This window comes from Arthrobacter humicola, assembly GCF_039531445.1.
Classification (GTDB): Bacteria; Actinomycetota; Actinomycetes; order Actinomycetales; family Micrococcaceae; genus Arthrobacter; species Arthrobacter humicola.
The window spans coordinates 46,170-59,010 of the sequence record NZ_BAAAQB010000001.1 but is presented as its reverse complement, the minus strand read 5'-3'; the positions used below and the strand labels follow the sequence as shown (position 1 = coordinate 59,010).

The window sequence follows — 12,841 nt, the reverse complement described above, 5'->3', positions numbered from 1 at the left end:
CCGAAAATATCACGCATGATCTACCGCACCCGGTATTTGCCGCCGGAATGGCGCCAATCTCACACGCCTACCCGCATCATGCGATAACCGGCGCGGCGGCGCTGTGACAAGCGGCAGCGCGCAGGCGCGCCGGACGCTGCCGCGGCTACTGGCGGGTGAGGAAGACGAGGTTCCAGGTGCCCGCGCCGAGGGCTGCCGCGACGGCGGCTGCCGCAATGCCCAGCCCGCCCAAAAGCACCCAGGCGTCGAGTCCGCTGAACGTGGACGGCCTGGCCCAGGTCCGCGCCGCGCCGCCGAACCCGCGGGCCTCCATGGTCACCGCGAGCCGGGACGCGCTCCGGATCGCCTGGACCAGCAAGCCGAAGCTTTGGCCCATGGTGGCGCGGAAGCGCTGGTAGGGGTTGCCGCTTGAGCCCACGCCGCGGGCGCGCCGGGCCATCCCGATGGTCTGCCATTGCTCGGCCATGATTCCCACGAGCCGCATGGCGGCCAAGGTGCCCAGGACAAACCGGTGCGGCAGTTTCGCGTTCTGGGCCAGGGCGTCGGCCAGGTCCGTGGGGTCGGTGCAGCTCATCAGCAGCACCGCAGGCAGGGCGATCGCGAGCCCGCGGAGCATGAAACCGATCCCGAGCTGCAGGGAGCCGGCGCTGATGGACCAGATCCCGGCGTCGAACAGGACGGCTCCGGCGTCGGGCGCCAGGATGGCGGTGCTCCAGCCGCCGAGCGCCGCCGCGAGGATCAGCGGCCAGCCGCGCTGCCACAGCAGGGCAACGGTCAGCCCGGCCAGCGGCAGAAGCATCAGTTCGAAGGCCAGCGCCACCGAGGCAGAGACCCAGTCGATGGACAGAGCCAGCACCAGGGTGACCATGGTGACCGCCGTGAACTTCGCGAGCGGGTTGGCGCGGGTCAGCAGCGCATGGTTGCCGCGGACGCTCAGTTCGTCCCTCATGATGCGGCCGCCTCCGGCAGGTCCCGGTCCGGGCCGGCGGCGTTGACGGCCCCCGACCCGGCGGCGTCCCGGCCGTGGAGGCGCAGTTCGGTGCCGCCAAGGACGGCGCTGAATTCGGCGTCGTGCGTCACGGAGACGACGGCGGTGCCGGCATCGAGAAGTTCAGAGAGGAACGAGGCAAGCTCGGCCCAGGTGTTGGCGTCCTGGCCGAACGTGGGCTCGTCCAGGACCAGTACCTGCGGGTGCGCCGCCAGCACGGTGGCCACCGAGAGGCGCCGTTTCTCGCCGCCCGAGAGCGTGTAGGGGTTGGCGTCCACGAGCTCCGTCAGCCGCAGCCGCTCCAGGAGCTCGTCCACACGGTCCTCGCCGTAGCCGAGGTGGCGGGGCCCGAACATGAGTTCATCGTGGACCCTGCCGGTGACAAACTGGTGCTCGGGTTCCTGGAACACGGTCCCGATCCTGGCGATCAGCTGCTGGGCTTTCCACCGGTACGGGTCGGTCCCGGCGCCATCGCCTACGCGACCATTGGCGCAACCACTGAGTTCCGTCGTGGCGGAGACCGTCCCCGCCACGGGGCGCAGGAGGCCGGCGAGCGTCAGTGCCAGGGTCGACTTGCCCGAACCGTTCTGCCCGGTGATGGTCAAGGCCTCTCCGGCGCGGACCCGGGCCATGACCCCGGATTGCACGGGGCGCGGCGCAATCGTGCGGAAACCCTGGCGCAGTCCAGCCCGCCGCGGCCGCTCGCGGGAGACCGCGAGGGCGTCCGATGAGAGCAGGAGCTGCCCGGAGGCCGGGGCGGTCCGGGTACGTGTTGCGGGCACGTAGCCGGGCACCCAGACGCCCGCACCGATGAGCATGTCCCGCGCCTCGGCCAGGACCTGGTCCGGCGGCCCGTCAATCAGGACCGCGGAGTCCGTGGCGGACCCGGGCTGCAGCACCACGATCCGGTCCACGAGGTCCTTCCAGACAGCCACACGGTGCTCCACCACCACCAGGGTGGCGCCGGTCTTGTCCAGGCAGCGGCCAACGGCATCGCGGACTTCCAGGACGCCGGCGGGATCCAGGTTGGCGGTGGGCTCGTCGAGCAGCAGCAACCCCGGCCGCATCGCGAGGATCCCGGCGAGCGCCAGGCGCTGCTTTTGGCCGCCGGACAGCGCCGACGTCGGGTGGTCCAGCGGCAGCCAGCCCAGCCCGACGTCGTCGAGCGCCTCGCGGACCCGCGGCCAGATCTCCCCGGCCGGGACAGAGAGGTTTTCGGCGCCGAAGGCGACGTCGTCGCCGAGGCGCGATAGCACCACCTGGGTTTCCGGGTCCTGCTGCACGAGCCCGGCGCGGCCGCGCTGCGCCCGGGGCACAGCGCCATCGATCAGCAGGCTGCCGGACTCGTCGGATTCTTCGGCGTCGCCGGCTTCCCCCGCCGTGCTGTCCCCGAGCACACCCGCTAGGGCGTGGAGCAGCGTCGATTTGCCGGCGCCGGACGGGCCCAGCAGGAGCACGCGCTCCCCCGGCCGGATGTCCAGGTCAAGTCCGCTGACCGCAGGCCGGAGCCTTCCGGCGTGCCGCCAGCCCCAGCCGCGGGCTGTGACGGCGGCCGGGCGTACGCCTGGTGAAGATGTCATGAGTCGCCTGTGCAATTCCAAGAGGGCCGTTCCGGAGTGGGTGCAGGAACGTGGTTCAGGAGAAGACAGGCTCCGTGGCGGCCTTGCGGGAGGCAAAGGAGCCCAGCACGCCGGTCTTGGCCAGGCCGCGGGTGGCGAGCCAGGACAGTCCGCCGGCAATCACGGCGCCGGAGATGGTGGTGAAGACGATGTAGGCGAGCTTGTCGCCGGCTTCGTAGGCAATGTTCCAGCCCCACGGCAGGAAGGAGTCGTTCAGGCCGCAGAAGAGGCCCGCGCCGGCTCCGGCCAGGAGGGACACCGGGAGGTTGAACTTCTTGTAGAGGAAGGCCGCGAACACCAGTTCCGCGCCGAGGCCCTGCAGCACTCCGGAGATCAGGACCGTGGTGCCGTACTGCGAGCCCATGATCAGCTCGCCCGTGGCCGCCACCGTCTCGCAGAAGAGGGCTGCCCCAGGCTTGCGGATGATGAGCATGCCGAGCACTGCCGGGATCATCCATCCGCCGGCGTAGAGTCCGCTGAGCGGCGGGTAGATCGCGTTGACCGGGGTGGAAATCAGGTTCGCGCCCTGATCCCAGGCCCAGAAGATGACGCCCCCGGCGACGGCGATCAAGGCGGCAACCACAATGTCCACCACACGCCAGTTGTAGGTGCGCCGGGCCGATGAACGGCTGCTGGAACCATGCTGTGCTGAAATATCTGTCATGTCGTCCTCCTGAGGAACAGGAGGGGAGGGTGCTCCGGCCGGCCTCGGCTTCCGCCGCCCTCCGCGCACCCTGAGAACTCGACTCCCTTGCGCCGGTACTAACCGGATCAGGTTCGAGGGTCTGCGGCTGTCCGCACTCTCAGCGCCCACCACTGGTTTCCCCGGACTATTCCGGCGATGCCCGACGGCGGCGCTCCCCTGTCGTAATTATTTCGCCCTTGTGGGCTGGCTCAGTTTACACCCGAACGGCCCGGGTTATCAGTGGAGTGCTGTCACAATCCGCGGCCTGCCCCAGGCGCTCCCCGCGGCCGGGAAGAGCCGCTTGGTAGAGTCGACGTGTCGGCCCCCGGACCCGCGAGCGGGCGGCCTTGTCGCCCACGGAAAGCTGGACCATTTTGACGCACACACCGGCCACGCCAGATCCCTCCTCCGAGTACGACCCGGACTCGAGCGAGCCGCAACCGCACGGTTCCCTGGCGGCGCTCATTGGCGGCGTGCTGGCCGAAATGGATGCGCTCCAGTTCGCATCGTTCAGCAAGGACGATGCCCTGGACCTCGGGCTGCTCCTGGTCGAACTGGGCAGGCAACGCTCGCTGCCCATCGCCGTCGACATCACCAAGGGCGAGCAGGTGCTCTTCCACGCGGCGCTGGACGGCGCCACTCCGGACAACGAACGCTGGATCAACGCCAAGAAGCGCACGGCCCAGCGCTACGAGGTCCCGTCCCTGCTGGTGGGCCTCCGGGCCCGCGCTGCCGGCGGAAGGATCGAGGACAACGCCTGGTTCGATCAGATGGAGTTCGCCGCCCACGGCGGAGCGTTCCCCATCTACGTGCGCGGCACCGGTGCCGTAGCCGTCGTGACTGTCTCCGGGCTGCCGCAGAAGGCAGACCACGACCTCGTGGTCGAGGCTTTACGGACGGTCCTCACGCCGGGAGCTTAGGCGGCGGCGCCGTCCGCGCGCGGCGTCCTCCGGGACAGCCGGATCAGCGCAATCCCCACCGCCGTGAACCAGGCCCACATCAGGATGCCGTACACCAGGTAGACCTCCGGAACGGCGAAACGGAGTACCTCCGCCACCACGCCAACCGCGCCCGCGGCCACCCCGAGCCAGGCCACCGCACGGGGCAGCACGCCCTTGAGCATGGTCAGCGACATCAGCAGGATGCCGAGCGCGGACAGGACGCCGACGGCGGCAGGCGTGTTGTTCTCGGCGATCAGCGCCTCCGCCGCGGCGGCATAGCGGAGCCGGGCATCGGCCCCGGCGGTGCCGATCGCGTTCGCGTAGCTGTCACTGAGATTGACCAGGATCATCGATCCGCGGCTCGTGACCGGAACGGCCAGGAACAGCGCCCACGGCAGGGCGCCGATCACCGTGGCCATGAGGGCCAGGCTCTTGTTCAGCGGGGCGAGTGCCACGAAGAGGGTCACGAATACCAGAACCGGAAGAATGTTGGGCACGGTCCACAGGAGTTGTTCGGCGACGTAGGCCGCCTTGTGCCCGGCGATGAACTCGAGGGTTTCGGCACCGCCGTGGATCGGTGGCGGGGCAATGGCGTCCAGAACCACTGCCACGATCAACAACGCCACGAACGCGACGGCGGAGATTCCGGCCCAGAAGTAGAGTTGCCGCCAGCTCTGACTGTCCGCCGCGGCGCCCCGGGCATGGCCGAGCGGGCGGGTCCGGGGCTGTTCCATGCTCAAAAGTACGTCCGGCGGGCGAGGCAATACAGGGGCGTTGGCCCTGTCCGGATGCCCGGGCAAGGAACGCTAGGCTAGGGGCAGCCCTGTTTCCTCCCCTAAGGAGTTACGAAGAATGAACCTCTTCATCAAGCTGCTCGGCACCGGCGTCAGCCTCCTGGCCGGTTACGCCGGTGCCAAGCTCGTTGACACCGTCTGGGAGAAGTCCACGGGCAGCAAGCCGCCCACGGACAACGACGACGTCCCCACCACGCTGCACCACGCATTGGCGTTCGCGCTGATCTCGGCCGCGGTCAGCACCGTCATCCAGGTGCTCGCCAACCGCGGCACCCAGCGCGCGATCACCCGCTTCGCCAAGACCCAGGACGTCGTCTAACGAGGGCGTTTCAAGGACGTTGACTAGCTTGGCTCGACGAGCAGCTTCCTGATCTCGGTGAGCTTGGCTTCGGACTCTTCGAGGCGCAGGCGGAGTCCTTCGACCGTACCCGTGTCGGCCGACTCAACGGGCGGCGCGGGTTCCTTCTTCTTGGGCGACAGGAAGAAGTTGGCAAGGTAACCGGTGAACGTACCGAAGATGCCGACACCGATGACAATGATGCCTGCCCCGATAATACGGCCCGCATCCGTGACCGGATATTGGTCTCCGTATCCGACTGTCGAGATCGTGACGATCGTGTACCAGAGGGCGTCCGAAGCGGTCCTGATATTGGCCCCCGGGGCGCCCTGCTCGACGCGGAGCACCGAGAGGCTTCCGAATTCCAGCACCAATATGCCCATGAGCAGCAGTATGTACAGGGAACTGCCAGCCCGATCTTTGCTCAGCGCGCGGCCGATCGTGCGGATGCCGACATCGCGGAGCAGGCGGTACACCCGGATCAGCCGGAAGATGCGCAGGATCTTGAATTGCGCCACAGGCACGCTCGCCAAGAGGTCGGCCCAGCCGAAGTGCTTGAAGAAATAGGCGCCCGCCGATGGCGCGGTGAAGATCCGGTAAAGGAAGTCGGCGACGAAGATCGCGCTGAAAACGGAGTTCATCACGGTGAGTACGGTGTCGAGGGACTTCTCCTGCACGGCATACAAGAGCAAGAGATTCACGATCGACAGGATCGAAAGGATACCGATGAAGATCTCGTATCCGATGCTCTTCAGTTCACTGCGTTCCTTGGTCATGTGAGGATTCTGGCACGCAAGCAGCCGCGCGGCCGCCACTATTTTCGTATCGGTCCACCCTCAACGATTGGCGTCGTCGTCCGTTCCATGGCGGGCAGCCGCCTGCCGGGCGGCCTTCTGAACAACGGCCTCAAGTTCGTCGGCGCTCAGCAGTTCCGGGTGCAGGTGCTTGGTGCGGTAGCCGGCCCGCCCCACCATGTGGGCTGAAACTGGGACGGTCAGCAGTTGGAAGAGCCACGCCACCACCAGGACGGGCCACACCCACCAGGTGCGCATCTGCAGGCCAAGGGCGGCCAGGAGCAGGAAGAGCCCCAGGACCTGCGGTTTGGTGGCGGCGTGCATCCTGCTCATGAGGTCCGGGAACCGCAGCAGTCCGACGGCCGCGCCGAGGGACATCAGGGCGCCGACCACCATAAACACGGCAGAGACGGCGTCGATCACTGTTTCAGGATTCACGGACGTTCTCCCTCCGGTCGGCCACGAACCTGGCCACGGTGACCGAGCCGACGAACCCGATGAGGGAAATAGCCACCAGCAGCATCAGGTTGTTCAGGTGCCGGTTAGCGGCCATGTCGATGCACAGGGCCGCACCGAAGATGGCCAGGAGCACGTCGGCGGCCAGCACCCGGTCCAGCAGCGACGGGCCCCGCGCGATCCGGATGATCGCCCCCGCGGCGGCCAGGGAAAGTACGACGGCTGTCACCGTCAGGACGATCTGCATCATGCGGCGGCCTCCTGGGCAAGTGCGGACAGTTCCTCTTTGGTCCCCATGATCCTGATCAGCCCGGCCTCGGTGTCGCGGACTTCCTTGCGCAGCTTGGCCGCGTCCTGGGCGTTGCGGACGTTGATGCCGTGAATGTAGAGGGTGGACGTGGACCTGTCCACCTCCACCACGAGTGATCCGGGAATCAGCGAGATCACGTGCCCGGTGGCCGTCACCAGGAGGTCCGAATGGCTCCGCAGCGGCACGGCGACGATTGCGCTGACCACGTCCGGGCCGCGGACCACGGCGAGGTAGAGGACCTGGAAGCTGGCCGCGACGACTTTTCCGAGGAAGACGACGGCGAAGGGGACGGCGCGGAGCACATTGAAGCGGCCGCCGAGTTCCACCGGGGGCAGGTAGAAAACCCGCGCCACGACCACGGCGATGAGGGCGCCGAAGAGGAGGTTGCCGGGGCTGAAGTTCTGCCACAGGGCACCCCAGACAAACACGAGCCACACCAGCAGCGGCAGTTCCTGGCGCAGGGAGATCCTTTTCCGGTTCATTTCCCGCCGCCCTGCTGCTGGCCGGGCCGGACCGCCGACGGCACCGGCGGGACCGGGGCGTCCTCGCCAAGCACGGCGTGGATGTAGGCGGACCTGTCCAGCATCTCGTGGGCGGACTGGTCCGCGACCTTGAACAACGGCCCGGCAAAGACGGTCAGGGCCACGCCAAAGAGCACCAGGCCCAGGGTGGAGCCCACCATGGTGCGCGGCAGGAGGGTCACGTTGGTCCGGCCGGCCCGGTCTCCGGTCGCGGAATCCTCCGGTGCGGCCAGGAGCACCGGATCGGGGTGTTCCGCGTCCTCGGGCTTGCGCCAGAACGCCCGGTTCCAGACCCTGGCGATCGCCAGCAGGGTCAACAGACTGGTCAGCACTCCCCCGATCACCAGTGCGTAGGCCAGCGGCGTCCCGAGTTCGATGCCCGCTTGCAGGAGCCCCAGTTTGCCCAGGAAGCCCGAGAACGGCGGGATGCCGGCCAAGTTCATGGCCGGAATGAAGAACAGCACGCCCAGGACCGGGGAGAGCTTGGCCAGCCCGGCGACGCGGTCCATGGACGAGCTGCCGCCCCGGCGTTCAATCAGGCCGGTCACCAGGAACAGGCTGGTCTGGATGGTGATGTGGTGGGCCACGTAGAACACCGCGGCGCCCAACCCGGCCACCGTGGACATGGCCAGGCCGAACACCATGTAGCCGATGTGGCTGACGAGGGTGAAGGACAGGAGTCGCTTGATGTCGCTTTGGGCCAGGGCGCCGAGGATTCCCACCACCATGGTCAGCAGCGCCGCGACCATGAGCGGGGCGTTGAGTGCATCCCCCGGGAAGAGCAGCGTCTCCGTGCGGACCATGGCGTAGACACCCACCTTGGTCAGCAGCCCGGCAAACACCGCGGTGACGGGGGCCGGCGCGGTGGGATAGGAGTCGGGGAGCCAGAAAGACAGGGGGAAGACGGCGGCTTTGATGCCGAAGGCCACCAGGAGCATGACGTGCAGCAGCGTCCGGGTGCCCTGGTCCAGGTCCCCGAGCTTGATGGCGAGGTCCGCCATGTTGATGGTTCCGGTGGCCCCGTAGATCATGGCGATCGCGATCAGGAACAGCACCGAAGACACCACGGAGACCACCACGTAGGTCACGCCGGCCCGGATGCGCGGTCCCGTGCCGCCGAGGGTGATGAGCACGTAGCTGGCGGTCAGCAGGATCTCAAAGCCGACGTAGAGGTTGAAGAGGTCTCCGGAGAGGAAGGCGTTGGACACCCCGGCGACGAGGATCAGGTAGGTCGGGTGGAAGATCGAGACCGGCGCGTCGCGGTCGCCGTCGGCCATGCCCTGTCCGGTTGCGTAGATCAGCACTGCAAGGCTCACGGCCGAGGACACCACGAGCATGAGCGAGGAGAACTGGTCCACCACCAGCACGATCCCCCAGGGCGGCATCCACCCGCCGATATTCACCGCGGCCGTCCCGCCCTCCCAAACGGAGGCCAGCAGCCAGCATTCCAGCAGCAGGGTCACGGTCAGGATGGCGATGCTGACAGCCCGCTGGGCCCGGGAGTGGCGGATCAGCAGAAACGTCAGGGCGGCGCCCAGGATGGGGAGTACGACGGCGAGCGGGGCAAAGCTGGCGATGTTCACTGTCCGCCTCCTTCCGGTCTGGGGTCAACATTCAGGGAGCCGGGCTGTTCTTCGGAGGCGGCCTGTTCGGCCCGCACCGGGCGGTCGCCGGACATGACCGCGGCCGCACCGCTTCCCTGGCTGGAGCCGGATCCGGGACCCGGACCTCCACCGACAGGGGTGTCCACCAGCCCGGCGCCGTCGGAGCCGATCATCGCCAGCGGAAACTCCGAGGTCTCGACCGGAATCACGGAATCGTCCTCGGCGTCAAAGCTCGGGGTTTCCGCGACGCGGCGGTCCTCGGCGTCGTCCTGGATTTCATCCTGGCGGGCCAGGACCCAGGTCCGGTAGATGATACCCAGCATGAACGCCGTGACGGCGAAGGAGATCACGATCGAGGTCAGGATCAGGGCCTGCGGGAGGGGGTCGCTGTAGTCCCCGGCGGGGGTGGTCTTGTCGAAGATCGGCGCCAGTCCGGCGTACCCGCCGGTGGCGAGGATCAGGAGGTTGGTGGCGTTGGCCAGCAGCATGAGGCCCAGCAGGACCCGGGTGAGGCTGCGTTCAAGGATGAGGTAGATGCCGCAGGCGTACAGGGCCCCCATGACCGTCAGCAGGGTCAGATTGACGCTCATGCTTTCCCCCTGGCTGTCGTTTCCGCGTCGGCTGTTTCAGCCGGGAGACCGCCCTCATCGTCATCGGACGGCCCATCGTCGGACGGCCCTTCGTCGGATGGCCCTTCGTCGGATGGCTCGGGCTGTTCCTCGAAGTGCTCGTCGATTTCGGCCCCCAGGCTGCGCAGCACGTCCAGGGCCAGGCCGACCACGACGACGTACACGCCGATGTCGAAGATGGTCGAGGTGACGAACTTGATGTCGCCGAACACGGGCAGCCACAGTTCGACGATGGCGCTCTGGAACACCTGTCCGCCCAGCAGCAGCGGCGTCATTCCGGCGGCCGCGGCGGTGGCCAGGCCGATTCCCAGCAGGGTACCGGCGCCGACCGGCGTGGCTTCGCGCAGTTCGAAGCGGCCGCCGGCGAGGTAGCGGATGGTCAGGGCGAGTCCGGCTGTGAGGCCGCCGGCGAAGCCGCCGCCGGGCAGGTTGTGGCCGGCGAGCAGCAGATAGATGGAGAACACGATCATGGAGTGGAAGATCAGGCGGGTGACCACCTCGAAGATGATCGAGCGGCGTTCGGGGGCCAGAGTCCGGCCGGCCACCAGCCAGGCGTCCCGGGTGGCTGCAGCGAACCGACGGTTCATGGCCAGGGCGGCATCGTCCCGGGTGCTGCCCCGGGCCCCGGTCAACCGGCCGACGGTCCCTTCCGCGACTGTGGCGGCCGTCCGGATGCGGTCGCCGCGGCCTCGGACGAAGATGAGGCTGGCCACGCCGGTGGCGGCCAGGGCCAGGACGGAGATCTCGCCAAAGGTGTCCCAGGCGCGGATATCCACGAGGGTCACGTTGACGACGTTGAGGCCGCCGCCGCCCTCGTAGGCCAGCTGCGGGAACTGCAGGGAGACCGGTTCGGCCACGCGGGCGCCGAGGGCATAGATGGCCACGAAGATCATGGTGGCGCCGAACGCCAGGCCGATCACCACGCGGATGACCCGGTATTTCCCGCCGGTGCGGTCCCGCAGCCCCGCGGGGAGGCTCCGCATGGCCAGCACGAACGCCACCAGAATGATCGTTTCGACCAGCATCTGGGTCAGCGCGAGGTCAGGGGCGCCCTGCAGCGCGAACATCAGGGCAATGCCGTAGCCGGTGACGGACACCATCAGGACGGCCAGGAACCGCTTGTTGGCGCGGACCGCGGCGAGCGCGCCGATCACGACTCCCGCACCGGCCACCAGCTGCAGCGGCGAGCCCGGATCGATGACATAGAGTCCGGGCGGGAGCGGCTTGTTGGCCACGAGCAGCGCCGTCAGCGGCAGGACGAACGCCACGGTCAGGATGACGGAGAGGTAGAAGAACAGCGAGCCTCGCTGGGTCCGGCCGGTGACCCAGACGGCGGTGTCGTCCAGCGCGCCGATCGTCTGCTGGTACGCGCGGTCGGCGTCGATCCAGCCCGGCACGAAGGCCTGCAGCCGGGCCACGGCGTTGCGGCCGTAGAACATGGCCAGGCCCAGGGCGAACGTCACCGCGGTCAGCCCCAGGGCCGGGGTGACGCCGTGCCACAGCGCCAGGTGGCCGGGCGAGGAGCCGGAGCCGTCCACAAAGAGTTCCGCATAGGGCTGGATCCAGCCGTCGACGGCGGCGGGCCACAGGCCGTACAGGATCGTGAGGAGGCTCAGGATTGCCGGTGCGGCCAGGAATGCGGGTTTGATCGGTTTGAATGCCGTGGGCTCCACGCCGGGCTTGACGGCGAAGGCGCCCCACATGAAGCGGGCGCTGTAGGCGAAGGTCAGGACGGAGCCGAGGACCACGCCTCCCAGCAGCCAGGGCCCGGTCCCGGACTCCGAGCTGTATTGGATGAAGGCCTCGAACACCGATTCCTTGGCGACGTAGCCGGCCAGCGGGGGGACGCCCGCCATCGAGGCCGCACCGATCGCCGCTACGACCGCCAGTGCCCGGGCCGAGCCGTAGACGCCGGAGAGCTTGCGGATGTCCCGTGTCCCCGCTTGGTGGTCGATGATGCCCACCACCAGGAACAGCGTGGCCTTGAACAATCCGTGCGCCAAGAGCAGGGCGAGTCCGGCGAGCGCCGCCTCGGGAGTGCCGAGGCCCACCACCATGGTCAGGAAGCCCAGCTGGCTCACGGTGCCGTAGGCGAGGATGAGTTTGATATCGGTTTGCCGGAGGGCCCGGTAGCCGCCGACCAGCATGGTCGCCAGGCCCAGGCCCAGCACGATCGGCAGCCACGGCGGGATCCCGGCGAACCCGGGGGCGAGCCGGGCCACCAGGTAGATCCCCGCCTTCACCATGGCCGCGGCGTGCAGGTAGGCGCTCACGGGCGTGGGGGCGGCCATCGCTCCGGGGAGCCAGAAGTGGAACGGAACCAGGGCGGATTTGGTGATCGCACCGATCAGGATCAGGACGACGGCGGCGCTCACGGCGCCTGCCGCGGGGCCGGTGACGAGCGCGGGGGCCATGTCCAGAATGGCCTGGATCCGGTAGGTTCCGGCCGTCGAACCCAGGATGATGAGCCCCACTAGCATGGCCAGTCCGCCGGCCGTGGTCACCATGAGGGCCTGCAGCGCCGAGCGCCGTGCGGACAGCCTGGTCCGAGCGTAGCCGATCAGCAGGTAGGACAGCACCGTGGTCAGTTCCCAGAAGATGAACATCAGCAGGAGGTCATCAGCGGTGACGAGGCCGAACATGGCACCGGCGAAGGCCAGAAGTTGGGCCCCGAACCCGCCGAGGTAGTCGTCCTTGTTCTTGAAGTACCGGGCGCAGTAGACCAGCACCAGCGCGCCGACCCCAAGAACCAGCAGGGACATGACCCAGGCCAGCGCGTCCATCCGGAACGCGAGTTCCAGCTGGAGGGCGGGAACCCAGGGGATCGCCTCGGCGATCGCGCTGTCTGAATTGACTGCCCCTGAATAAACGGCATCGTGCTGCAGGAGCAGCCAGATGAAGGAGGCCGCGGGAACCGCGGCCAGGGCATAGAACGAATTCCTGCCGAACTTTCGGAACAGCAGCGGGGCCACGACAGCCACCGCAAAGTGCACGGCAAGGACTGTGATCACTGGTGTCTCCGCAACGTCAGAAATTCGATTGTCAGCAAGTTAGAGCAGGCGGTTCATTTGTTAGGTTCGGTGCGGACAGTTTACCAAGCGTGTACAAATTCTTTTGGCAGGGACGCCGGCCACTGAATAATTCGTAGCAAAAGCCGCCAGGG

The 12,841-nt window shown here is 67.9% G+C and carries 13 protein-coding genes and 1 riboswitch; of the genes, 2 read left to right on the top strand and 11 right to left on the bottom strand.

Features of this window, described 5'->3' with window-relative positions; all coding sequences use genetic code 11:
* Nucleotides 1-145: 145 nt before the first annotated feature.
* From ABD243_RS00245 to ABD243_RS00235, 3 genes are read right to left on the bottom strand one after another with little or no spacing between them, the layout of a single operon-like run.
* A complete protein-coding gene (locus ABD243_RS00245) occupies nucleotides 146-949 on the bottom strand; it encodes an energy-coupling factor transporter transmembrane component T family protein (RefSeq protein WP_116767883.1) in 804 nt (267 codons plus the stop codon).
* Nucleotides 946-2,568: an ABC transporter ATP-binding protein gene (locus ABD243_RS00240; protein WP_344360716.1), complete on the bottom strand. Its 1,623-nt coding sequence runs from the start codon at nucleotides 2,566-2,568 to the stop codon at nucleotides 946-948. The genes ABD243_RS00245 and ABD243_RS00240 overlap by 4 nt, the downstream gene beginning before the upstream one ends.
* 55 nt (nucleotides 2,569-2,623) lie before the next feature.
* Nucleotides 2,624-3,271 carry an ECF transporter S component gene (locus tag ABD243_RS00235; RefSeq protein WP_091254502.1) on the bottom strand — a complete coding sequence of 216 codons (648 nt, stop codon included), beginning with the start codon at nucleotides 3,269-3,271 and terminating at the stop codon, nucleotides 2,624-2,626.
* Between the two features lie 66 nt (nucleotides 3,272-3,337).
* Nucleotides 3,338-3,481: riboswitch (TPP riboswitch) on the bottom strand.
* A gap of 185 nt (nucleotides 3,482-3,666) precedes the next feature.
* On the opposite strand from ABD243_RS00235, the gene ABD243_RS00230 reads away from it, so the two are divergent.
* Nucleotides 3,667-4,212: a heme-degrading domain-containing protein gene (locus ABD243_RS00230; RefSeq protein ID WP_344360711.1), complete on the top strand. Its 546-nt coding sequence runs from the start codon at nucleotides 3,667-3,669 to the stop codon at nucleotides 4,210-4,212.
* Here ABD243_RS00230 and ABD243_RS00225 read toward each other — a convergent pair.
* A complete protein-coding gene (locus tag ABD243_RS00225; protein WP_344360709.1) occupies nucleotides 4,209-4,967 on the bottom strand; it encodes a DUF4386 family protein in 759 nt (252 codons plus the stop codon). The genes ABD243_RS00230 and ABD243_RS00225 overlap by 4 nt on opposite strands.
* A 118-nt stretch (nucleotides 4,968-5,085) precedes the next feature.
* Here ABD243_RS00225 and ABD243_RS00220 point away from each other — a divergent pair, with 118 nt between their 5' ends.
* Complete coding sequence (locus tag ABD243_RS00220) at nucleotides 5,086-5,346, top strand: DUF4235 domain-containing protein (protein WP_344360707.1); 261 nt, start codon at nucleotides 5,086-5,088, stop codon at nucleotides 5,344-5,346.
* Nucleotides 5,347-5,369: 23 nt separating this feature from the next.
* Here the strand turns inward: ABD243_RS00220 and ABD243_RS00215 are convergent, their stop codons facing one another.
* The 7 genes from ABD243_RS00215 to ABD243_RS00185 are packed head-to-tail and all read right to left on the bottom strand — an operon-like array spanning nucleotide 5,370 to nucleotide 12,689.
* A complete protein-coding gene (locus ABD243_RS00215) occupies nucleotides 5,370-6,140 on the bottom strand; it encodes an ion transporter (RefSeq protein ID WP_344360704.1) in 771 nt (256 codons plus the stop codon).
* Between the two features lie 60 nt (nucleotides 6,141-6,200).
* Entirely contained in the window at nucleotides 6,201-6,596 is a 396-nt protein-coding gene (mnhG, locus tag ABD243_RS00210; RefSeq protein ID WP_344360701.1) for a monovalent cation/H(+) antiporter subunit G, read from the bottom strand.
* Complete coding sequence (locus ABD243_RS00205) at nucleotides 6,586-6,864, bottom strand: MrpF/PhaF family protein (RefSeq protein ID WP_116767891.1); 279 nt, start codon at nucleotides 6,862-6,864, stop codon at nucleotides 6,586-6,588. Before ABD243_RS00205 ends, mnhG begins: the two co-directional genes overlap by 11 nt.
* Nucleotides 6,861-7,406, bottom strand: a complete 546-nt coding sequence (locus tag ABD243_RS00200) for a Na+/H+ antiporter subunit E (protein ID WP_116767892.1) — start codon at nucleotides 7,404-7,406, stop codon at nucleotides 6,861-6,863. Before ABD243_RS00200 ends, ABD243_RS00205 begins: the two co-directional genes overlap by 4 nt.
* On the bottom strand, nucleotides 7,403-9,028 hold the full coding sequence (locus tag ABD243_RS00195; protein ID WP_344360698.1) for a Na+/H+ antiporter subunit D: 1,626 nt from the start codon (nucleotides 9,026-9,028) through the stop codon (nucleotides 7,403-7,405). The genes ABD243_RS00200 and ABD243_RS00195 overlap by 4 nt, the downstream gene beginning before the upstream one ends.
* Nucleotides 9,025-9,639 (bottom strand): Na(+)/H(+) antiporter subunit C, encoded by a 615-nt coding sequence (locus tag ABD243_RS00190; protein ID WP_344360695.1) that lies wholly within the window; start codon nucleotides 9,637-9,639, stop codon nucleotides 9,025-9,027. Before ABD243_RS00190 ends, ABD243_RS00195 begins: the two co-directional genes overlap by 4 nt.
* Nucleotides 9,636-12,689 carry a Na+/H+ antiporter subunit A gene (locus tag ABD243_RS00185; RefSeq protein WP_344360692.1) on the bottom strand — a complete coding sequence of 1,018 codons (3,054 nt, stop codon included), beginning with the start codon at nucleotides 12,687-12,689 and terminating at the stop codon, nucleotides 9,636-9,638. Before ABD243_RS00185 ends, ABD243_RS00190 begins: the two co-directional genes overlap by 4 nt.
* Nucleotides 12,690-12,841 lie beyond the last annotated feature (152 nt).

Bases quoted from the DNA above. Each gene is read 5' to 3' on its own strand.
- ABD243_RS00245 (WP_116767883.1), bottom strand. From the start codon at position 949: ATGAGGGACGAACTGAGCGTCCGCGGCAACCATGCGCTGCTGACCCGC.
- ABD243_RS00240 (WP_344360716.1), bottom strand. From the start codon at position 2,568: ATGACATCTTCACCAGGCGTACGCCCGGCCGCCGTCACAGCCCGCGGC.
- ABD243_RS00235 (WP_091254502.1), bottom strand. From the start codon at position 3,271: ATGACAGATATTTCAGCACAGCATGGTTCCAGCAGCCGTTCATCGGCC.
- ABD243_RS00225 (WP_344360709.1), bottom strand. From the start codon at position 4,967: ATGGAACAGCCCCGGACCCGCCCGCTCGGCCATGCCCGGGGCGCCGCG.
- ABD243_RS00220 (WP_344360707.1), top strand. From the start codon at position 5,086: ATGAACCTCTTCATCAAGCTGCTCGGCACCGGCGTCAGCCTCCTGGCC.
- ABD243_RS00215 (WP_344360704.1), bottom strand. From the start codon at position 6,140: ATGACCAAGGAACGCAGTGAACTGAAGAGCATCGGATACGAGATCTTC.
- ABD243_RS00205 (WP_116767891.1), bottom strand. From the start codon at position 6,864: ATGATGCAGATCGTCCTGACGGTGACAGCCGTCGTACTTTCCCTGGCC.
- ABD243_RS00200 (WP_116767892.1), bottom strand. From the start codon at position 7,406: ATGAACCGGAAAAGGATCTCCCTGCGCCAGGAACTGCCGCTGCTGGTG.
- ABD243_RS00190 (WP_344360695.1), bottom strand. From the start codon at position 9,639: ATGAGCGTCAATCTGACCCTGCTGACGGTCATGGGGGCCCTGTACGCC.